The 21,449-nt window shown below is 36.8% G+C and carries 18 protein-coding genes; 14 read left to right on the top strand and 4 right to left on the bottom strand.

All coding sequences use genetic code 11. The features are described from left to right. Positions 1-111 precede the first annotated feature (111 nt). From F3J23_RS15845 to F3J23_RS15830, 4 genes are all read left to right on the top strand, one after another. A complete protein-coding gene (locus F3J23_RS15845; protein ID WP_167031130.1) occupies positions 112-1,362 on the top strand; it encodes a CinA family nicotinamide mononucleotide deamidase-related protein in 1,251 nt (416 codons plus the stop codon). Positions 1,363-1,451: 89 nt separating this feature from the next. Beyond that, on the top strand, positions 1,452-4,850 hold the full coding sequence (locus F3J23_RS15840) for a polysaccharide deacetylase family protein (protein ID WP_167031127.1): 3,399 nt from the start codon (positions 1,452-1,454) through the stop codon (positions 4,848-4,850). A 187-nt stretch (positions 4,851-5,037) separates the two neighbouring features. Continuing rightward, positions 5,038-7,095 carry a M13 family metallopeptidase gene (locus F3J23_RS15835; RefSeq protein WP_167031124.1) on the top strand — a complete coding sequence of 686 codons (2,058 nt, stop codon included), beginning with the start codon at positions 5,038-5,040 and terminating at the stop codon, positions 7,093-7,095. 183 nt (positions 7,096-7,278) lie between these two features. Next, complete coding sequence (locus tag F3J23_RS15830; protein ID WP_167031121.1) at positions 7,279-9,375, top strand: M13 family metallopeptidase; 2,097 nt, start codon at positions 7,279-7,281, stop codon at positions 9,373-9,375. A gap of 63 nt (positions 9,376-9,438) precedes the next feature. On the opposite strand, the gene F3J23_RS15825 is transcribed toward F3J23_RS15830, so the two are convergent. Further along, positions 9,439-10,485 carry a hypothetical protein gene (locus F3J23_RS15825; protein WP_167031117.1) on the bottom strand — a complete coding sequence of 349 codons (1,047 nt, stop codon included), beginning with the start codon at positions 10,483-10,485 and terminating at the stop codon, positions 9,439-9,441. Between the two features lie 356 nt (positions 10,486-10,841). Here F3J23_RS15825 and F3J23_RS15820 point away from each other — a divergent pair, with 356 nt between their 5' ends. The 9 genes from F3J23_RS15820 (at position 10,842) to F3J23_RS15780 (ending at position 18,970) form a co-directional block, all read left to right on the top strand. Beyond that, positions 10,842-11,288 carry a type VI secretion system contractile sheath small subunit gene (locus F3J23_RS15820; protein ID WP_167031114.1) on the top strand — a complete coding sequence of 149 codons (447 nt, stop codon included), beginning with the start codon at positions 10,842-10,844 and terminating at the stop codon, positions 11,286-11,288. Positions 11,289-11,309: 21 nt separating this feature from the next. After that, positions 11,310-12,671 carry a DUF5458 family protein gene (locus F3J23_RS15815; protein ID WP_167031111.1) on the top strand — a complete coding sequence of 454 codons (1,362 nt, stop codon included), beginning with the start codon at positions 11,310-11,312 and terminating at the stop codon, positions 12,669-12,671. Positions 12,672-12,750: 79 nt separating this feature from the next. Beyond that, positions 12,751-13,212 (top strand): hypothetical protein, encoded by a 462-nt coding sequence (locus tag F3J23_RS15810; RefSeq protein WP_228455358.1) that lies wholly within the window; start codon positions 12,751-12,753, stop codon positions 13,210-13,212. 71 nt (positions 13,213-13,283) lie between these two features. Continuing rightward, positions 13,284-14,318 (top strand): A/G-specific adenine glycosylase, encoded by a 1,035-nt coding sequence (gene mutY, locus F3J23_RS15805; protein ID WP_167031105.1) that lies wholly within the window; start codon positions 13,284-13,286, stop codon positions 14,316-14,318. A 44-nt stretch (positions 14,319-14,362) separates the two neighbouring features. Then, positions 14,363-14,920: a gliding motility lipoprotein GldD gene (gene gldD, locus F3J23_RS15800; RefSeq protein ID WP_167031102.1), complete on the top strand. Its 558-nt coding sequence runs from the start codon at positions 14,363-14,365 to the stop codon at positions 14,918-14,920. A 27-nt stretch (positions 14,921-14,947) separates the two neighbouring features. Further along, complete coding sequence (locus F3J23_RS15795) at positions 14,948-15,871, top strand: PfkB family carbohydrate kinase (protein WP_167031099.1); 924 nt, start codon at positions 14,948-14,950, stop codon at positions 15,869-15,871. Between the two features lie 86 nt (positions 15,872-15,957). After that, the gene (locus F3J23_RS15790; protein WP_167031096.1) at positions 15,958-17,325 is read left to right on the top strand and encodes a peptidylprolyl isomerase; all 1,368 of its coding nucleotides are present in this window, start codon (positions 15,958-15,960) and stop codon (positions 17,323-17,325) included. Between the two features lie 85 nt (positions 17,326-17,410). Then, positions 17,411-17,908 (top strand): hypothetical protein, encoded by a 498-nt coding sequence (locus F3J23_RS15785; protein WP_167031093.1) that lies wholly within the window; start codon positions 17,411-17,413, stop codon positions 17,906-17,908. A 72-nt stretch (positions 17,909-17,980) separates the two neighbouring features. Then, positions 17,981-18,970 carry an NAD(P)H-dependent flavin oxidoreductase gene (locus tag F3J23_RS15780; RefSeq protein WP_228455357.1) on the top strand — a complete coding sequence of 330 codons (990 nt, stop codon included), beginning with the start codon at positions 17,981-17,983 and terminating at the stop codon, positions 18,968-18,970. 37 nt (positions 18,971-19,007) lie between these two features. Here F3J23_RS15780 and F3J23_RS15775 read toward each other — a convergent pair whose 3' ends face one another. Next, positions 19,008-19,469 carry an Lrp/AsnC family transcriptional regulator gene (locus F3J23_RS15775; RefSeq protein WP_167031089.1) on the bottom strand — a complete coding sequence of 154 codons (462 nt, stop codon included), beginning with the start codon at positions 19,467-19,469 and terminating at the stop codon, positions 19,008-19,010. 210 nt (positions 19,470-19,679) lie between these two features. On the opposite strand from F3J23_RS15775, the gene F3J23_RS15770 reads away from it, so the two are divergent. Further along, entirely contained in the window at positions 19,680-20,429 is a 750-nt protein-coding gene (locus F3J23_RS15770) for an alpha/beta hydrolase (protein ID WP_317167735.1), read from the top strand. A gap of 64 nt (positions 20,430-20,493) precedes the next feature. On the opposite strand, the gene F3J23_RS15765 is transcribed toward F3J23_RS15770, so the two are convergent. Next, a complete protein-coding gene (locus tag F3J23_RS15765; RefSeq protein WP_167031086.1) occupies positions 20,494-21,111 on the bottom strand; it encodes a hypothetical protein in 618 nt (205 codons plus the stop codon). Positions 21,112-21,143: 32 nt separating this feature from the next. Next, positions 21,144-21,443 (bottom strand): rhodanese-like domain-containing protein, encoded by a 300-nt coding sequence (locus tag F3J23_RS15760; protein ID WP_167031083.1) that lies wholly within the window; start codon positions 21,441-21,443, stop codon positions 21,144-21,146. Positions 21,444-21,449: the final 6 nt, after the last annotated feature.

The following is a 21,449-nucleotide window of genomic DNA, read 5'->3' as shown; positions in this document are numbered from 1 at the left end:
TGTATTGTAGTTTTAAATAAATTCTGTCAAAAATAGAAAAAATCAATTTATATTGCCGCAGCCGTAGATTTTTCCGTCATTTGCAGAGAATTTTTTTCAAGAGATTATAATATGGAAAAAGCTGTTCTGATTACGATTGGTGATGAAATCCTTTCAGGAAATACCGTAGATACCAATTCTAATTTTATTGCTACCGAACTGAAAAATATAGGCATTAAAGTTTCTCAGATTTTCACTATTTCAGACGAAATTGAAACCATCAAAAATACATTGAGTGCTGCTTTTGAATTGGGAGACCTTGTAATTACAACAGGAGGTCTCGGTCCAACCCGTGATGACAAGACGAAAAAAGCGCTTGCAGAGTTTTTCGATGACGAAATTGCTTTGGATGAGGTTACTTTCAATCATCTGAAAGCATACATGGAGAGAAGGGGCCGTCTGGATATTCTGGAAAGGAATAAAGAACAGGCTTTTGTACCTGCTAAATCCATCGTTTTCCAAAATCACTACGGAACAGCACCTTGCATGATGATGGAAATGGATGGGAAATTATGTTATAGTCTGCCCGGAGTTCCTTATGAAGTAAAACCATTGATCAAAGATCAGATTATTCCCTACTTGCAAAAAAGATTCAAGCTGAATTATATCCATACCAGAATTGTTTCCGTAGTAGGAATTCCCGAAAGTATCCTTGCAGATAAAATAGAAGATTGGGAACTTGCTCTTCCGGGAAACCTTGCATTATCTTACCTGCCGATCGGAACCCGTGTAAAACTCAGGCTTACGGCATCCGGCGACAATGAAGATGCACTGAAACAACAAACGGAAGATGAGATCCAGAAACTTCTGCCTTTGGTGGAAGGCCATGTAATTGCGGTATCTGAGGATAAGATCGAAAATATACTGGCAGAAATGCTTACTGATAGAAAATTGACTATTTCCACAGCTGAAAGCTGTACCGGAGGTGAACTGGCGAAAATGATCACTTCAGTTTCCGGAAGTTCGAAATATTTTCTTGGCGGAATGATAGCCTATGCCACAGAAAAGAAGGTCCGGATTTTAAATGTTTCCCAGGAAACTGTAAACCGGTTTACAGTGGTAAGTGAAGAGGTAGCACAGGAAATGGCCAAAGGATGCCAGGAATTATTTGGAACTGATATATCTCTTTCAACAACCGGTGTTGCAGGCCCCGGAAAAGGAGAGGATGGTAAAGACATAGGAACGGTTTTCTACACAATAAGGATTCATGACAAGGAAGTAACATCCAAATTATATATGCCGCATCTGGAAAGAGTAGATTTCATGGATTTCGTTTCCCAGAAGGTGATTCAGGATCTTGTGAGCCTCCTTATGAACAACTGAGTATAGGTTTTTCTTTTTAATTTTTTTTTAATTAATTTTAATATAGTTTTTCACACTTTTTGAAAACCATTCATTAAAATTTTAAAATCGTGGAAAATTCCAAACAGATTTTTCAGACCAACAGTAAGAAACGCTGGAAAAAAGTACAATGGGGAAGCCGTATTTTTATCTTTGTAGGAATACTGCTGCTGCTTGCTTTGGGGCTGATGATGAAACTGGACAGAAGTCCTAAAATTCCTTTTAAGGAAGATTATAAAGCCGTAATTACCGCTAATAAACCTTATCTTCAGGAGAATAAAATCTCAAAAGAATATAAAGGGTTCCGAAACTTTATTTCCGAGAAAACCATTCATACCAGCCTTGACAAAATTGAAAAGGCAAGAGCAGAAAGATATAAAAATCAGAACCGCAACTGGGCACAATTTCCCGGCGGTATCCGATCTGCATTTTATGTAGCCTGGGACCCTCAGTCGTTGATGTCTCTGAAACGAAATATCAGACACGTGAATCTTGTTTTCCCGGAATGGTTTTTCCTGGATCCTAAAACAGGAGATCTGAAAACCAATGTAGACCCTGAAGGGTATAAAGTGATCAAAAGAACCGGTGTGGCAGCTATGCCGATGCTGAGTAATAACTCTGACAGAGAATTCCGTTCTGAAGGACTTGTTAAAGTTCTTAATGATCCACAGAAAAGAACACATCTGATCCAAAAAATTACCCAGCAATGCAAAAAATATCATTTCAAAGGAATTAATATTGACTTTGAAGACATGAATCTGAATTCTGATGAAAATCTCATTGCTTTTATGAAAGAGCTCTCAGAGACCTTCAAAAAGAATCAATTGCTGGTTACTATGGATATTATGACGGATAATGATGATTACAATATCCCGAGACTGGATCCTTATGTAGATTATTTTGTTCTGATGGCTTATGACGAATATTCCGCAGGAAGTGATGCCGGCCCGGTTTCTTCTCAAAAATGGATAGAGGAACAGACAGGTAAAATTGTAAAACAAACGGGTCCGCACAAAATTATTCTGGGGCTGGGTGCTTATGGATATGACTGGAGCTCTAACAAGGATGACAATACTTCCGTTACTTATATGCAGGCGATTACAAAAGCAAGTGCAAGTAAAGCGGTAATTGACTTTAATGACAATACATTTAATTTAAACTACTCTTATACAGATTCCAAAAACCTTACCCATACGGTATTCTTCAATGATGCTGCTTCTATTTTCAATACCATGCGTTTTTCATCGGAATATCCATTAGCCGGAACTGCGCTTTGGAGACTGGGAAGTGAAGACAGCAGAGTCTGGAATTTCTATGATAAAGATCTTACGTTTGCCGGTCTTTCCAAGCTGAATTTAAAAACGCTGGAAAATGTAAAAGGACAAACCATGGTGGATTATATTGGAGATGGAGAAGTTTTGGATGTTCTGAATACTCCTCACGACGGTAAAATTGCCCTGGAAATAGATCCGAAGGAGAAAATTATTACTGATGAGAATTATATTACTTATCCCAGTTCTTACGAAGTAAAAAAATACGGAAGCGCTCCGCAAAAGGAACTGGTACTGACCTTTGATGACGGTCCTGACGAAACTTATACTCCGCAGGTACTGGATGTATTGTCTAAATATCATGTTCCGGCAGCATTCTTTCTGGTAGGCTTAAACGCAGAAAAGAATCTTCCGCTTGTCAAAAGAATCTATCGCGAAGGTCATGAAATAGGTAACCATACGTTTACCCATGAAAATGTAGCGAAAGTAAGCCCGGAGAGGGCTTTACTAGAACTGAAACTCACCAGATTACTAATTGAATGTATAACAGGGCATAGTACAATTCTGTTCAGAGCTCCGTATAATGCGGATTCGGAACCTACTACCTCTGAAGAGATCATTCCGGTGGCATTGGCAAGACAGCAGAATTACCTTGACATTGGGGAAAATATAGATCCGGAAGACTGGCAGCCAGGTATAAAAGCTGATGAGATCGTAAAACGTGTAATGGCAGGAGTTAAGCAGGAGAGAGGAAATATCATCCTTCTTCATGATGCGGGTGGAGATACAAGAGAAGAAACAGTAAAAGCTTTAAAAATCTTAATTCCAACGCTTCAGAAACAAGGATATCATTTTACGAATCTTACAAGTATTCTGCACAAAAGCAAAAGTGAACTGATGCCGGAAGTTCCTAAGACGAAATCTTATTACGTGATGCAGCTTAACCTGATTTTGGCTACGGTAATTTACGGAATCAGCCATTTTCTGGTAGCATTATTTACGATTTTTATTGTATTAGGGCTGATCAGACTGCTGCTGATGGCATATTGGGCATTTAAGGAACGAAAAAAAGAGAAGATATTGGGAGAATTTCCAAGCCTTACATCTTATCCGAAAGTTTCCATCATTGTGCCCGCTTATAATGAAGAAGTGAATATTGTTTCTTCCCTGAATAATTTATTGAAACAAACCTATCCGAATTTCAATATCATTATGGTGGATGACGGAAGTAAAGATTCAACTTATGAGAAGGCAAAAGAAGCATTCCCGGATCATCCAAACCTTAAGATCTTTACGAAATCGAATGGTGGAAAAGCTACGGCTTTAAACTTCGGAATTTCTCATACTGATGCAGAGTACGTAGTGTGTATTGATGCAGACACCAAATTACAGCAAGATGCTGTGAAATATCTGATTGCAAGATTTTTAAATTCAAAACCTGAAGAAAAGATTGCCGCAGTAGCAGGAAATGTAAAAGTAGGAAACACGGTGAACTGGCTTACCCGATGGCAGGCTATAGAATATACCACAAGTCAGAATTTTGACAGGCTGGCTTATGCCCATATCAATGCAATTACTGTAATTCCGGGTGCTATCGGAGCGTTTAGAAGATCAGTAATTATTGAGGCGGGAGGATATTCTTCCGATACCCTGGCCGAAGATTGTGATATTACTGTAAAAATATTAAAAGCAGGATATACCGTAGCAAACGAAAACAATGCTGTGGCAGTAACAGAAGCCCCGGAAACGGTAAAACAGTTTTTAAAACAGCGTTTCCGATGGACCTACGGGATCATGCAGATGTTCTGGAAACAGAGACAGACATTCCTTAACCCTAAATATAAAGGATTGGGACTTTGGGCCATGCCGAATATTTTATTATTCCAATATATTATTCCGTTTTTCTCACCGTTGGCGGATGTAATCATGTTCTTTGGAATTCTTTCCGGAAACGGAGATAAAATATTCTTCTATTATCTGATCTTCCTTTTGGTAGATGCTTCACTGGCTTTAATAGCATTTGTGATACAGCGGGAGAAGTTAACCAATCTGCTGTATATTATTCCGCAGAGATTCGGGTATAGATGGCTGATGTATATTGTATTATTTAAAAGTTTAAGAAAAGCATTGAAAGGCGAAATGCAGTCTTGGGGATTCCTGAAAAGAACAGGAAATGTAAAAGAGATAGTAACTTCTTAAGGAGTTAGGAAGCTGGAAGAATGAAGCTGGGAGTTATTGTATGATTTTCATAACTTCCAGCTTCCGGCACCCAGCTTCTATCTTTTACAAATTATTATTATGCTATGATGTTATTTGTTTAAATTTGTTTCACGTCAACGTAACAAATAATAAATAAATTATACATATTCTAAAAATTGTTATCATAATGAAAAAAATAACGCTTTCTTTGTTTTTAATAGCAGGGATCTGCACTCAGAATACGATGAGCGCACAAGCTAAAACTACTAAAACAGTAGTGAATAACACAGATAAAGGCTTAGACCTTAGCTTGATGGATACTTCGGTACGTCCACAGGATGATTTTTATAACTACGTAAGTGGTACTTGGATGAAAACAGCTAAAATTCCATCCGATAAGCCAACTTGGGGAAGCTTCAATAAATTAGCTGAGGATACGGATAACAATTCCATGACAATCCTGAACTCTCTTTTGAAAGACAAATTTGCTGACGGAAGTGAAGGTAAGAAAATTCAGGATCTGTATGCTTCTTATATGAACATGCAGAAAAGAAATGCAGACGGAATCAAACCTATCCAGGAAAATCTGAATAAAATTGATGCTATTAAAAATATGGCTGATCTTCAGAGTTACCTGGCATCTGTTACCAAAGAAGGTGAAAACACTTTCTACGGATGGGGAGTATATGCGGATTTAAAAGATTCTAAAATGAATGCTGTTTACTTAGGAGAAGCATCTCTTGGTTTAGGAAGAGATTATTATCAGAAAGTAAACGATAAAAATACGGAAGCTATTGCTGAGTACCAGAAATATGTAGCTTCAATGCTAAAAGAGTTAGGCTATAAAAACGCTGATGAAGCAGCAAAAGGTATTGTGAACTATGAAAAAAGTATAGCGAACACTTACCTTACAAATGAGCAGAGCCGTGATAATACTCTTCAGTACAACCCTCAGACGATGCCGGAACTTTCTGCTTTGGTAAAAGGTGTTGATATTCCTGGCTACCTTAAAAAAGTAGGAGTGAGTACGGATAGAGTAATCATTGGAGAATTAGGATACTATAAAAACTTCGATAAACTGGTTAGCGCTCAGAATCTTCCTGTAATCAAGGATTATCTGAAATTCCATATGATCAACGGAAGCGCTTCTTACCTGAGTGAAAAACTGGGAGATATGAAGTTTGCTTTCTTCGGAAAATATTTAAGAGGCCAGCAGGAACAAAGAGCATTGAACAAAAGAGGATTTGAGCTGATCAATAGAAATTTAGGGGAAGCCTTCGGAAAATTATATGTTGAGAAATATTTCCCTGCTGAAGCAAAAGCTCAGATGGTGGAATTGATTGACTATCTAAAGAAAAGCTTTGCCGTTCATATCAACAACTTAGCCTGGATGTCAGCTACCACTAAAGAAAAAGCAATGCAGAAACTGAACAAGTTTACTGTAAAAGTTGCTTACCCTGATAAATGGAAAGATTATTCAAAATTGGAAATCGTTCCTGAAGCTAAAGGAGGAACGTTATATAAAAACCTTCAAAACATTGGAGAGTGGCAGTACAACAAAGACCTAGCTAAAATTGGTAAGCCGGTTGATAAAACAGAATGGGGAATGACTCCACAAACTGTAAATGCATACTATAACCCTGTAAATAACGAGATCGTATTCCCTGCCGCAATCCTTCAGCCGCCATTCTTTAATCCTAAAGCGGATGCAGCTGTAAACTTCGGAGGAATCGGTGCAGTTATCGGTCACGAAATGAGCCACGGATTTGATGATTCAGGAGCACAGTTCGATGCAGACGGTAACCTTGTAGACTGGTGGACACCTGAGGATAAAGCAAACTTCGAAAAAGCTACCAAAGCACTTGCTTCTCAGTATGATAAATATGAGCCGGTGAAAGGAACTTTCGTAAACGGAACGTTCACAAACGGTGAAAATATTGCTGACTTAGGAGGGGTAAACATCGCTTATGATGCTCTTCAGATGTATCTAAAAGATAAAGGAAATCCAGGGAAAATCAGTGGATTCACTCAGGATCAGAGATTCTTCCTAAGCTGGGCAACAGTTTGGAGAACATTGTCAAGCGAGAAATATATGATCAACCAGGTGAAAACTGACCCGCATTCTCCGGGATATTTCAGAAGTTTTGGTCCATTGATCAATGTTGATGCTTTCTATAAAGCATTCGACGTGAAAAAAGGAGACAAGTTATACAAAGCTCCGGAAGACAGAATCAAAATCTGGTAACAATAACAACCGCTCAGCAATGAGCGGTTTTGTTTTTTTAGGTAGTAGATAAAAGATGATAGAAGCTAGGTAACTTCAACATTGAATTTTTCAATTTCCCACACCATATATCAATTACCATTCATTACATATCATTAAAGTTTGTATATTTGATAAGTTTGTGTAAAATCAAAAATCATCTTAATGAAAAAGCTAAATATTGGAATACTTGCCCTTTCAGGTATTGTATTTCTCAATTCGTGCGGAGCAGCAAAAACTGCCGGAACAGAGACAAAAACTGAAACTATGGCAAAAATTGAAAAGCCGGTAAAAGGGGAAGTAAAAGAAGAGGGGATCAATTTATCGTATATGGATACAAGTGTTCGCCCGCAGGATGACTTTTTTAGCTATGTGAATGGAAATTGGGTGAAAACCACTCCGATTCCTTCCGATAAAGCCAATTGGGGATCTTTCAATGCTTTGAGAGAAAATGTGGATGATGCTTCATTAGATATATTGAACAAAATCCTTACAGAATCATATCCTGCCGGCTCCGAAGGGCAGAAGATCCAGAATCTTTACGCTTCTTTTATGGATACCAATAAGAGAAATGCCGAAGGATTAGCTCCCATCAAAGCTGATCTGGCAAAAGTAGATGCCATTAAAAACCTTAATGATCTTCAGAAATACCTTCTCGAAGCTACGAGATTAGGAGATAATTCTTTCTATGGCTGGAGAGTAAGTGCGGATATGAAGAATTCTAAAATGAATGCGGTGTATCTTGGAGGTCCGGATCTTGGCTTAGGAAGAGATTACTATCAGAAAGTAAACGAAGCCAATACTAAAACCCTGGCAGAATATCAGACCTATGTTGGAAAATTATTTGGTGTTTTAGGATATAAAAACTCAGCTCAGGCAGCACAGAATGTTGTGGATTTTGAAAAGCAGCTTGGGAATTATTTATTAACTCTTGAACAGAACAGAGATGCTAATTTAAGATACAACCCTAAAAATGTTTCAGAATTATCAGGGATCGTTAAAAATGTTGATCTTGCCAAATATCTGAAAGATGCCGGAGTGAATACAGACAGAGTGATCATCGGAGAGCTGAAGTATTACCAGAATATGGATCAGTTTATCACACAGAAGAATCTTCCTTTATTGAAAGACTATCTGAAATACCACATCATTAACGGAAATGCAAGCAATCTGGATGATAGCCTGGAGCAGATCAGATTTGATTTCTATGCAAAATATTTACAGGGCCAGAAAGAACAGCGCCCGATGAATAAAAGAGGACTTTCCTTAGTGAATGGTGTTCTTGGAGAAGCCTTCGGTAAATTATATGTAGACAAATATTTCACTCCTGAAGCAAAGCAGCAGATGGAAACATATATTGATTATCTTTTAAAATCATTCAAAACACATATCGCAAATATAGACTGGATGTCTCCTGAGACCAAAGTAAAAGCACAGGAAAAACTTTCTAAATTTACGGTGAAGATCGCTTATCCGGACAAATGGAAGGATTATAGCCAATTAAAAGTAGAATCTCCGAAACAAGGAGCAACATTATATTCCAATCTTCAGAATGTATCTGCATGGCAATATCAGAGAAGCCTGGATAAAGTAGGAAAACCGGTTGATAAAACAGAGTGGGGAATGTCTCCACAAACTGTGAATGCTTATTACAGCGGGTCAAACAATGAGATCGTATTCCCGGCTGCAATCCTTCAGCCGCCTTTCTATAATCCTAAGGCAGATGCTGCAGTGAACTTTGGTGGAATTGGTGCTGTAATTGGTCACGAAATTTCTCACGGATTTGATGACAGCGGTTCCCGCTTCGATGGTGATGGTAACCTTAACAACTGGTGGACAGATGCTGACCGTAAAAACTTTGACGCAAAAGTAGGACAGCTGGCAGCACAATACAGTGGGTATGAACCCGTAAAAGGCAGCTTCGTGAACGGTAAGTTTACAAGTGGTGAAAATATCGGTGACTTAGGAGGTGTTGCAGTAGCTTATGACGCCCTTCAAATGTATTTAAAAGATAAAGGAAACCCTGGAAAAATTAGTGGATTTACACAGGATCAACGATTTTTCCTGAGCTGGGCAACCGTTTGGAGAACGAAGGCTACCGATCAGTATATGATTAATCAGGTGAAAACAGATCCGCACTCTCCGGGGATGTTCAGAGCATTCGGTCCATTGGTGAACCAGGATTCATTTATCAAAGCATTTGATATCAAACCGGGAGACAAAATGTATAAAGCTCCTCAGGACAGAATAAAAATTTGGTAATCTTTGCCAAAAATTGTTAGAAAAGAAATAATCCGTCTCAATTAAGTGAGATGGATTTTCTTTTTAATATTCTTTCTTATAATTTTTGAGAACAAAATTTATTCCGGTTTCTATAATGTCTCCCATGGTTTTACAATACTTGAAATTGACATCATAGGTAAGTTTTCGTAAAGCCGTTTTTAGTTCCGTAATATTGGCTTCCGGGGAGATGTTGTCTTTTTTCATAATCGCAATGAGCTCATCGAATCTGTTTTTGCTGCTGGTTACCCTTTTTACAATTTGTGAGCGTACTTCCTTACGGTATTGTTCTATGGAACTGGGTTTCAGTTTTTCCAGCACCATATTGACCATCTGGTTGTTTTCTTTGAAATATTGCGGAAGATAAACTTTCAGATTCCCTTCATACGTTTGCTGATCAAAATCGATGGGACGAATTCTGTAAATAACCTGGTCGAAATCATGTATAGGAATTACAACATAATTATAAGAACGCATGTCACCAAGAAGGCCGATAAGACAGCGCTCATTGAATTTTACAAATTCTTTGGAAATCTGTGCCTTTTCCAGCTCCGTACAGTTTGGTAAATGTTTCTGAATAAAAACATCTCCGGGAATCCCTAAAATATGCTCTTCTATCAAAGTGTTTCTGTAAATCAGAAAATTAATACGGTTAGGGGAAAGAAGATCTTCGAGTTCCAGTCCGTAAATGCGGGAAGCATCTGCCTGCTTAATATAAAAATTAGTATAATTATCATTCAGAATATTTCTCACCCGAACCCGAAAAGGTTTAGAGTTTCCAAAAGTACAAAAGTCGATAGTATCCACTTTCAGATAAGGTAAGGTAGCAGTATCTCCGTCAGAATGAAGGAGGGTGTAAATTTTATTTAAATTAGCCTCTATTTCTTTAAACTCACTTTCCGAATACAGCACCCCAAGCCACAAAGTATCTTTGCCGTCTTTATCCAGAAGATTCACACTGTCGCTGAACCTCAGCAGGTCTTCATACAGAAAATGGATCTTTGTTGTTCTGTTATATTTTTCCAGATACTGCTGTAATGCTTCTGAAATTGGAAATATTGGTTTTCTAAATGCTATTTTTACATCCTTCATGATTTTCTTTACTTTCTTTAAATATAAAAAATATTTTCTCAGTATTTTTTGAAATACCACAAGAATTCTCCTTCTGAAATTCCTTTAATACTTTTAAGAAGACCCAAGGTTTTTATTTTATTTTTTTATGATTTATTTTATTTATTTTTTCATAGCTTAGTGACATCATAAGTTGATGATTGTATGTTTAATAAGTGCAGATAAATTTAAATAAGTCAAGAAAAATCTTGTCAAAATTTTGTATGTAATAGTTTTTTTATAAATTTAAACGCTGGATTGGTAATTTATTTGATTTGTCTGTAAATTACTCAAATACAGATCTAAACCCAAATAGTAAATCTCAAAATAATAATAATATGGCAATGTTTAATTATGGTGTTGGCGGAAACGAAGTAAAAGTGGACGCTAATGAAGCTATTCAGGAAATACAGGAAAATAAATCACTGATAGTAAGCCAGCTTACAACAGAAGAATCTTACACCCCTGAAATTGTAACAGGATTAAAAACAGTGGAAGACGTTTTCAAACATTTCCAGCCTTCTGTAGCTGTACAGCATGAAACAGAAGACGGCGGAATGGTAGAAGAAGAATTCCGTTTTCAAAACCTTGGAGACTTTACTCCTAAAAGCCTTACTCAGAAGTCAGACTATCTGCAGCAGCTGAGCATGGAACAGGAGCAGTACAATAAAATCGTACGTCAGCTGAAAACAAATAAAATTCTACGCAATATGTTGGAGAACGAGCAAACAAGAGCTGCGTTCATTGAGGTATTGAAAGATGTGGCACAAGAACTTGAAAAATAATTAAAGACTTTACATTAAATCATGGATAGCAAATTACAGGCGCAGGAAAGCCAACAGCAGAATCAGCAGCAGCACTCAGGGCAGCCAAAAGGCAATCCGCTTGCAGAGCTCAATAAAATGGGAGGTTTTGGCTTTGTTGAATCCGTTGTGGACGGTATCGCCAATATGAACCCAACAAGAAAAGCAAGAAAGGAAATTTTCCTTAATGACGGAAATAAAGCAGATGAAAGAAAAGAACTTCTTCAGAAGATTAACCTTTGGGTAAGCCTTCTGGAAGGAAGCGAATCTGCAGATAAAATGGCCGATACGTGTAAAAATAAAGCACAGCAGGCTGATCAGAATCTAAAGAAAAATCTAAAAAATACACTGGATGCAGTTCGTCTGTTGGAAACCAACTACAGAACAGTAGCTCAATTCTATAAAAATACAGAATTGGACAAAGTGGATAACGTAAGCATTGTTAATGCAAGTCTAGATCAGGTTTCAGATTTGGATAATCCGTTATTCATTGATGCAATTTCAGAAGAATTCAAAAATTACTACGATCGTTTAGACCTTAGAGATAACTATTCAATCCTTGCCATCCCTGGATATTTAGGATCAAATAAAGTTATTGAAAAGTGGGCAAAAATCTGTAACGAGAATAAAGTTATGATGGTTACAGACTTCGCTAACCTTGATAAACCGGATGACGTAGTAGATTTATTCCACTCTGCAAATCTTACAGGAGGTGAACTTCACAGAAGTAACGTTATTATGACGTGTAACTGGCTGGTAGGACGTGGTAAGGCTGAAGAAGTAGGAGAAGAAGAAAATGTAGAACTTCCACCTTCCACTTCATTGGCCGGAAAAATCCACAAAACACTGATGTCTCAGGTAGCAGCAGGTAAAAAACATGGTAATATCAATGAAGTAGATGCCGTAAAATTCGAATTGAAGAAAAGTGAAATTTCTCAGTTGGAAAAAATGGGACTTGTTCCAATGGTAAATGAGTACGGAAAAATCATGGCTTTCTCTGCAAAGACATTATTTACAGGAGACAATATCGGTCTTCAGACGTATTCAGTAGTTCGTGTATTCGACTACGTGACCAAAGTATTACTAGACTTCCTTAACAGAAGAGCTTTCGAAAACTGGAATGCTAAGAATGAAGACGATTTGAGAAGACAGATCGTAACATTCCTGGATAATATCAAAGGCCCGGACAAGTTAATTGAAAAGTTCAAGATTGTTCGTTTCGAACAGGATAGAGTGAACAAAGACAGAGTATGGCTGGATATCCGCATGACTCCTTATTTCCCTACAAAAAGTTTCGTTATTAAATTAGACGGACACAAAGGAGATGATGGTAACGAATGGGATGCAGAATATGCTCAGGAATAAAATCAACTTATTTTAAAATAACAAAAACCGATGCAGCTTTTACATCGGTTTTTTTCTACCAACACCTATGAAATTTAATATGAATAAAAAGCTTATCATGGGCTTACCAGCCGTATTGATGGTGCTTCTGATAAGTTGTGAAAAAAAATACCAGAGCCCGGCCCATTATGAAGATGATCTTTTTGCAGATGAACATCAGGAAGGAAAAGCTTATATAATGAACAGAGAAGAGTGCTTTGATAAGAGTGAACTTGTGCTTGCAAGTTCAGCTGTAAAGCTGGCTGACAGTTCAAAAGGCCGCGGAAAATCATTTTATCTTTACAAAGTAAGCGCTGGGAAAGTATTGAAAACGGTAAGAGATTCTACATCGGAAATGCCAATGCTTTTTTTGTCTCCTTATAAATTGAAGATCAAGAATAGTGATTCAATGTATGTATACCTGAAGAAACTGGAAGGATTCCGTTTCATTGCCAAAGACAGAAACCTGAAATATCAATGGCTGAAAGCAGCTCCCGTATATTCTGTGAAAGCTGATAAATAAATTTTATCTTTGCAAAATATAAGATACGGAGCAAAGTCAAAGTATCTTATAAACAGATAAACAAAAAATTTTTGGAGAAGGATAGCAGAAATTCAGACTTTCTATATATTGGTAACAAAATCCTGGAATGGTACAGGAATAATGCGCGTGATTTACCTTTCAGACAAACAAAAGATCCTTATAAAATCTGGATCTGTGAAATTGTATTTCAGCAGACGAGAATCAACCAGGGGTTAAACCATTACAATAATTTTATCGAAAGATTTCCGGATGTGAAAACTTTGGCAGAAGCTGAAGAAAATGAGGTTTTATTATATTGGAAAGGCTTAGGATATTATTCAAGAGCGATCAATATTCATAAAGCTGCACAGCAGATCATGACAGATTATCATGGTATTTTTCCGGATCAGTATGAAGAAATCTTAAAATTAAAAGGAGTAGGGAAATACACCGCTGCAGCTGTTTCAAGTATTTGTTTCGGAGGCAAGATGCCTGCTGTTGACGGAAATTTCTACCGTGTTCTGAGCCGTTTCTTCGCTGATGATTTCGATATCTCAAATTCAAGAGCTTTTAATTATTTCTCTGAACTGGCAGCTTTGGTGATGCCGGAAAATGTGGGCGATTTCAATCAGGCAATGATGGATATCGGTTCCGAGATCTGTAAACCCAAAAATCCTCTTTGTGGAGAATGCCCTGTTAATGAAGACTGCCTGGCTTTTTCCACTCAGAAAGTTTCCTTATATCCTTTAAAAACAAAAAAAGTAAAAACAGAAGACCTTGCTTTAACCTATTATTTTGTTCATAGAAACGGAAAATTTTTGATCCGCCAGAGAAAAGATGACTTTATTTGGAAGAAACTGTTTGAATTTCCTGAGTCCATTTCTCCTGGTATGGAGCAGTTCATCACCCATTCAAAAATGGTTACCCATAAGCTTACCCATAAGAATTTAAGCATTGAAATATTTAATGTTGAGGTGGCTTCAGAGAAGGTATGGAATGATTTTATAACTGAAAATCAGTACCAGATTACGGATGTGAAAGGTTCTCACGAAAAGTCTTTTCCAAAGCCTCTGGAAAATTACATTCAAAACTCTCTGAAAGACTGAAATTTGTCTTCTGAAATCTGAAATCTAATTTGTACTTTTGCAAAATGATTAAAAAAGTCATTTTTATTTTTGTATCACTGCTTTTAGTTTCATGTGGAAAAGACTCTGTTCCGAAACCTTACGGAGAACTGCGTCTGGAATATCCCGCACCGAAATATCAAAAGTTTGAAAACAACTGCGCTTATACCTTTGAATATTCGGAGTTCGCTTCGATCTCTCCGGCTAAGAAACCTTGCTGGTTCTATCTGAACTATCCAAAAATGAAGGCTAAGCTTTTTGTGACCTATTATCCGATACAGAATGATTTTGCCGATCATATCAAGGAAGCCGAAAAAATGGTATACGAACATACCATCAAAGCCAGCTCCATAGATACAAAATCTTTTGAATATCCTGAAAAAAAGGTATACGGAAACTTCTATGAATTGAAAGGGCAGAGTGCATCCAATCTTCAGTTTTACATTACAGACAGTACAAAACATTTTGTAACTGCTTATTTATACTTTAATTCGAGACCGAAACCGGACTCTCTGGCTCCTGCAGTAAATTATATCAAGAATGATATGAAGCATCTGCTGGATTCTTTTGAATGGAAAAAATAATTACTTTTAATATACATTGAAAAATATATGAAACTTTTAGTTGTAGGAAGTGTTGCATTTGATGCAATTGAAACACCATTTGGTAAAACGGACAAAATCTTAGGCGGTGCTGCCACTTATATTGGGATCACTTCATCTATTTTAGGCGTTAAATCCGGAATTGTTTCTGTAGTAGGAGGAGACTTTCCACAGGAACATCTTGATATGTTCACAGACAGAGAAGTAAACATCGAAGGAATTGAAATCGTAAAAGAAGGAAAAACTTTCTTCTGGGCGGGAAGATATCATAACGATCTGAATACCAGAGATACGTTAGCTACAGAAGTTAATGTATTGGAAAACTTCGATCCTAAAATCCCAGATTCAATGCAGGATGCCGAAATTTTGTTACTTGGAAACCTACACCCTGGAGTTCAGTTATCAGTTCTTGAAAAAATGAACAACCGTCCTAAGCTTGTTATCCTTGATACAATGAATTTCTGGATGGACAGCGCATGGGATATTCTGATGGATATGATTGCAAAAACAGACGTAATTACCATCAATGATGAAGAAGCCAGACAACTTTCCGGAGAATATTCTTTAGTAAAAGCGGCTAAAAAGATTCATACAATGGGGCCTGAATATGTAATCATTAAAAAAGGAGAGCACGGAGCTTTGCTTTTCCATGATAATAAAGTATTCGCTATCCCGGCACTTCCATTGGAAGAAGTTTTCGATCCAACCGGAGCTGGAGATACTTTTGCAGGAGGATTTGCTGCTTACCTTGCTAAAAAAGGAAAATTTGATTTCGATACTATGAAATCTGCATTGATCGTAGGATCTGCAATGGCTTCATTTACAGTAGAAAAATTCGGAACAGAAAGAATCCAGGAAGTAGAGGAGTCTGATATGTTCAGCAGATTGAGACAATTCAAAGAATTAACGACATTTGATGTTGAACTACAATAAATAAGTCTTTTTAAGAAATATTTATAATAAAAAATTGAGTGAAATTCGTTAAGAATTCTAAATTTGCAACTTGTTAAAATAGTAAAATGACAAATAAACTAAAAATCACTTATCTTCTTGGGATTTTCATCTTGATATTCTCTTCAAACAGGATGAATGCCCAGTTAAAACCAGGAGATTTAGTGGATGGTATTGCAGCTGTTATCGGGGATGAGATTGTTTTGGAATCTGATGTAATCGAGCAGATGAATTATGGAAAACAGCAGGGAGCTAGTAACACAGATAAATGTGAGTTCCTGGAAAACCTTATCAGCAATAAGCTTCTTGTTTATGAAGCAAAAAAAGATACATTAATTGAAAACCGTTCTGCAGCAATTAAAGAACAGGCTAACGCAAAATACCGTCAGTTGCTTTCTCAATTTCCTGACGAAAAAACACTACTTGCCGCTTATAAGTTCAGAAATGCTTATGAGATGAAGAATGCTATCGAAAAAATTGATACAGACCAGTATTACGGACAGGCAAAATATCAGAGAATTACAGATAAAGCTGACGTAACTCCAAATGAGGTTACTGACTTTTATAATATGTATAAAACGCAGCTGCCACAAATTAAAGATGAAGTTACTCTGGCTCAGATCATGATCTATCCATCGTTGACAGAAGCTCATAAACAGGATCTTATTAATAGATTGAAAAAGATCAAACAGGATATTCTGGGAGGAGAAACTTTTGAAAGCCAGGCAAGAATCTATTCTGAAGATGAAGGATCTGCTTCCAACGGAGGTTTGTATAAAAACATCAATAAAGGTCAGATGGTAAAGCCATTTGAAGCTGCAGCTCTGAACCTTCAGGAGAATGAAATTTCAGATCCTATTGAGTCTGAATTTGGATTCCACATTATTCAGTTACTGAAGAAATCTGGGAAAGTATATGATGCAAGACATATTTTGTTGAAGGCAACTCCTACAGATGAAGAGATTAAAACTGCAAAAGCAAAATTAGACAGCATCAGAGGTCTTATTATAAACGGTAAAATGACATTTAAAGATGCTGCTTTTAAATTTTCAGATGATAAAAGAACAAAGTTCAACGCAGGAGTTATTCCTGGAGCAGACGGTTCTGATAAAATTGAAAGAGAAAGTATTCCGGGAACGATCAGCTACGAATTGGCTGGATTGAACAAAGGAGATATTACTACAGCTTTTGAGGATGAAGAGAACAGAAGAAAAGCAATTAAGATTATTAAAATTGACGATGTAATTCCTTCTCACCAGATTACTCTGGAAACAGACTTCAGCAGAATCAAACAGATGGCGCTGAATAAAAAGAAAAATGAAATGGTTGAAAAATTTGTTAACTCAAAATTGCCAACAACCTTTATTTCAATTGACGGACGTTACGATAGCTGTAACTTTAAGTCGAACTGGAAAAAAGAATCAATGAAAAAATAATACGAAAACCTTCAGAATCTCTGAAGGTTTTTTATTTATTGCCTCGCCCTGAAAAAAGTATAATATATTTACAAAAATTAAGGGTATGGATTATACTTTTTACCTTAGAAAATTTCATTTGGCCGCATCTGAAATTCCTGAAAAGATACTTAGTAATAACGGATTGAAATTGTCTGTAGAGATGGTTTTGGAATCTGTCGCCCTTAAAGTGTATAAACCGGAATGGGCCGGAGATCCACAGTCGCCTTTAGATTCGGAGGGACGAATTTTCTTTTCGATTTGGATCCATGATGAAGCAATTCGTGAAAGAAAAATATATTATAATATACATGCTCTGAAGCTTAGATCATTGAAAAACTATAAAATATCGAGCAGAAATTTCGCCCAGGATTTTAGAAGCGAATTTTTAGAATACCAGAAAGATTGGCCTAATGTAAGTGTAAATTATGGCCCCTTAACATTAATGCAGGGTTGGGTAGAGTTAAAAGAAGATGATATAGGGAAAGATATACATGAACTTGTTCAAAGCTTTTTAACAATAAGTCCTGTTATTGATAGTATTTTGAATAAATATAGAAAATGATACTCTCAGGTTTTGTGTATATTTTTATTTAGTAGAAGCGTTTGGTGATGGTTGTTTTTAGTATTTTTACATATGAGCAATTTTATAGATTTCAATTCGGCAAAAAAGATTCATGATATGCAGACCAGCCACAATAGAATTTCACAACTTTTTAATATCAAATATCCGATTATCCAGGCAGGAATGATCTGGCATTCAGGATGGAGACTGGCATCAGCCGTTTCCAATTGTGGCGGATTAGGATTAATAGGAGCAGGGAGTATGTATCCTGATATTCTGAGAGAAAATATTCAGAAATGTAAACAGGCAACAGATAAACCTTTTGGGGTTAATGTTCCTATGTTATACCCCAACCTTGAGGAGATTATTCAGATTATTCTGGAAGAAGGAGTAAAGATTGTATTTACTTCTGCCGGAAACCCGAAGACTTATACGGAAACCCTTCAGAAAGAAGGAATAAAAGTAGCTCACGTTGTCTCTTCTACCAAATTTGCAGTAAAATGTGAGGACGCAGGAGTAGATGCCATTGTAGCCGAAGGTTTTGAAGCAGGAGGACATAACGGACGTGATGAAACCACAACGTTTTGTCTGATTCCCAACGTAAAAAAGCATATCACCAAGCCATTAATTGCCGCGGGTGGAATTGCTTTAGGTTCACAGATGAAAGCCGCTATGATTTTAGGGGCGGATGGTGTACAGATCGGATCACGCTTTGCCGCAACTACAGAAGCAAGTGCACATGAAAATTGGAAAAAGAAAATCACAGAATTGCAGGAAGGAGATACCCATCTTACTTTGAAGGAACTGGCTCCTGTAAGAATGGTTAAAAATAAATTTTTCAACGAGCTGGAAGACATCTACCAGAGTGGAAGAAGTAAAGAAGCCTTAATCGCTTCATTAGGAAGAGCCAGAGCAAAAAGAGGAATGTTTGAAGGAGAGTTGGAAGACGGAGAACTGGAAATAGGCCAGGTTTCGGCCCTGATTAATGATATTCTTCCGGTGGAAACCGTTTTCAGTCATCTCTTAAAAGAATTTGAAGAAGTAAAAATACCTACCCTATAAAATAAAAAAAGGAACCTGCCACGGGTTCCTTTTTTTATTAAAAATGAAGTTCCGTAGACTGTTTGATATGATTCATGACAAAAGAACTTTTGATTTTACTGATATGAGGAATGACAGATAATTTAGTCGCAATAAATTCACTGAACGCTTCAGGACTTTGTACCACAACCTTTAAAATATAATCAAAGATCCCTCCGGTAACATAAGCTTCCACCACCTCATCCAACGTTGCAATTTTTCTTGAAAATTCTTCTACATATTCAATCTGCTGGCTGTTCAGCGATACTGTTATAATAACGGTGAAGTTTAAACCTACCTTTTTCGGATCAATCAGAGCAACATAATTGGTAATATATCCTTCGTTTTCCAGCTTTTTTATCTTGTCATATATGGATGTACGGGACATATTTAATCTTTCAGTAAGATCCGTAATGTCAAACCGTGAACTCTTCTGAAGAATTCTTAATAATTCCAGCTCTTGTTTTCCTAATATATCCATCCGGATTTTTTCCTGTAAATATATAAAAATAGATTGCTTTATGAATGATGTATTGATTTGTATGTTAAATGTGGGATTTTTTACATATTTAAAGTTTTTATTTCGTATTTATTTTGCTAATTAATATTTTTGTCCGGATTTGAATCGGTGGAAGTATCGGTGTTAAACTTTAAATTGATTGTAAAAATGATAGAGAATAAAATAATAAATGTGAGCGGCCAAAACCTGTATATAGAATACAATAGTACATTTGAAAAAAGACCTACAATTGTTTTTCTGCATGATTCATTAGGTTCAGTACAGCTTTGGAGAAATTTACCTTCTCAATTATCCGAAGCAACACAGTGCAATACCCTTGCTTATGACCGTTTAGGCTACGGGAAATCAGATCCCATGCAGACCCATGAAAGACCCGTAAATTATATGGAACTGGAAGCCGATGTACTGAATGATTTACTGACTGAAATGAATATTGATCAAGCCATTCTTTTTGGGCACAGTGATGGAGGGACAATCGCTCTGATCACTGCCGCAAAATATCCGGAAAAGATAAAAGCCGTTGTTTGTGAAGCAGGGCATATCTTTGTGGAAGAAGTAACATTAAAAGGTGTTTACGATGCATGGGATGCCTATAAAACGACAAACCTTGCAGAACGTCTCCAAAAATACCATGGCGATAAGGTGGAAAACCTTTTCAAAGCCTGGACTGAAACCTGGACCCGGGATGATTACAGAAGCTGGAATATTGAATATCTTTTAAAAGACATTCAGTGCCCGTTATTATTTATACAAGGAGAAAGCGATGAATATGGTACGTTGGATCAGGTTGAAAAGACCGTTACCCAGGTGAGTGGATCTGCAGAGAAATATATTATTCCCGGGATTGGTCATACACCACACAAGGAAGTTCCGGAGCAGGTATTGATAAGAGCAGCAGAATTTATCAATGAAAAGAAATAAGAAAATTATCTCTAAAATAAACAAGACACTTTATCAATAAGGTGTCTTCGTTGTTTTAAGGTGATTATAATAACTGAATCTCAGCAGCTATATTTTCTTTTGCCTGAGCTTCATATTTTCTTTTAAAATATTCTGTTTTAAAAATACTTTCAAGTTCAAGGAAATGCTGGAGTACCTTTTTTCTTCCCGGTTTATAAAGAAGGTCTGGATAAATAGAGTATTCCCTCCTTATCTTTTGAGTATAATCTAAATAAGTCCTGAGATCTTTTCCTAGCACCGAGAGATCAGCATCCAAAAGATAATTCGTATCACCATTATCAGATCTTTGATGATGTTTTGTAGCCAGAATCTGAGTTGAAATATTTTCTATATAATCATTACCAGCTCCCATTTCTTTCAATCTTTTTTCAGCTTTCCTGGCACTTTTTTCTTCGTTGGATTTCGAGGTAGCATCATAAATAACATCATGATAGAATACAGAAAAAGAAATTGCTGTAAAGTCAGAAATATGGCTTCTCACCTCCTCAAGTTCCCGGAACATATTTTCAAGATGAAGAAGATCATGATAATATCTGCCTTTCCCGGAATATTGGGTTTCAATTTCTTTCCAGAGACTGCTTATTAAGTTTTTATCTTCTGTAAAAGAACTGCAAAGCTGTTCAAATCGCTCCTTCAGATTCATAACTCAATTAAAAATATAAAAAAAGGAACTTTTTAAAAAGTTCCTCTGTTTGCTTCAAGAACAGCCTTAAGGTCAGCCCAGCCTCCGCCGTTATAACCGTCCTTTAATCCTTGAGAATTAAGGTATTCCAATGCTTTTCCGCTTCTGTTTCCACTTCTGCAGAATAAGATCACAGGTTTTTCAATAGATAGGATTTCGTCCTGTCTGTCTTCTACTTCACCTAAAGGAATATTCTTAGCTCCATCTATATTTCCGTCCATTTCAAGCTCCATTGGCTCGCGAACGTCTATTAATTCATAGTTTCCGGATTGTATTACTTCTATTAAAGACATAGTTGT

Source organism: Chryseobacterium sp. Tr-659, assembly GCF_011752975.1.
GTDB lineage: Bacteria > Bacteroidota > Bacteroidia > Flavobacteriales > Weeksellaceae > Chryseobacterium.
This window is presented reverse-complemented; position numbering and strand designations above follow the sequence as displayed.

Excerpts from the sequence above, each read along its gene's own strand:
- F3J23_RS15845 (WP_167031130.1), top strand. The coding sequence starts at position 112 with ATGGAAAAAGCTGTTCTGATTACGATTGGTGATGAAATCCTTTCAGGA.
- F3J23_RS15835 (WP_167031124.1), top strand. The coding sequence starts at position 5,038 with ATGAAAAAAATAACGCTTTCTTTGTTTTTAATAGCAGGGATCTGCACT.
- F3J23_RS15830 (WP_167031121.1), top strand. The coding sequence starts at position 7,279 with ATGAAAAAGCTAAATATTGGAATACTTGCCCTTTCAGGTATTGTATTT.
- F3J23_RS15825 (WP_167031117.1), bottom strand. The coding sequence starts at position 10,485 with ATGAAGGATGTAAAAATAGCATTTAGAAAACCAATATTTCCAATTTCA.
- F3J23_RS15820 (WP_167031114.1), top strand. The coding sequence starts at position 10,842 with ATGGCAATGTTTAATTATGGTGTTGGCGGAAACGAAGTAAAAGTGGAC.
- F3J23_RS15815 (WP_167031111.1), top strand. The coding sequence starts at position 11,310 with ATGGATAGCAAATTACAGGCGCAGGAAAGCCAACAGCAGAATCAGCAG.
- F3J23_RS15810 (WP_228455358.1), top strand. The coding sequence starts at position 12,751 with ATGAATAAAAAGCTTATCATGGGCTTACCAGCCGTATTGATGGTGCTT.
- gldD (WP_167031102.1), top strand. The coding sequence starts at position 14,363 with ATGATTAAAAAAGTCATTTTTATTTTTGTATCACTGCTTTTAGTTTCA.
- F3J23_RS15795 (WP_167031099.1), top strand. The coding sequence starts at position 14,948 with ATGAAACTTTTAGTTGTAGGAAGTGTTGCATTTGATGCAATTGAAACA.
- F3J23_RS15790 (WP_167031096.1), top strand. The coding sequence starts at position 15,958 with ATGACAAATAAACTAAAAATCACTTATCTTCTTGGGATTTTCATCTTG.
- F3J23_RS15785 (WP_167031093.1), top strand. The coding sequence starts at position 17,411 with ATGGATTATACTTTTTACCTTAGAAAATTTCATTTGGCCGCATCTGAA.
- F3J23_RS15780 (WP_228455357.1), top strand. The coding sequence starts at position 17,981 with ATGAGCAATTTTATAGATTTCAATTCGGCAAAAAAGATTCATGATATG.
- F3J23_RS15775 (WP_167031089.1), bottom strand. The coding sequence starts at position 19,469 with ATGGATATATTAGGAAAACAAGAGCTGGAATTATTAAGAATTCTTCAG.
- F3J23_RS15765 (WP_167031086.1), bottom strand. The coding sequence starts at position 21,111 with ATGAATCTGAAGGAGCGATTTGAACAGCTTTGCAGTTCTTTTACAGAA.
- F3J23_RS15760 (WP_167031083.1), bottom strand. The coding sequence starts at position 21,443 with ATGTCTTTAATAGAAGTAATACAATCCGGAAACTATGAATTAATAGAC.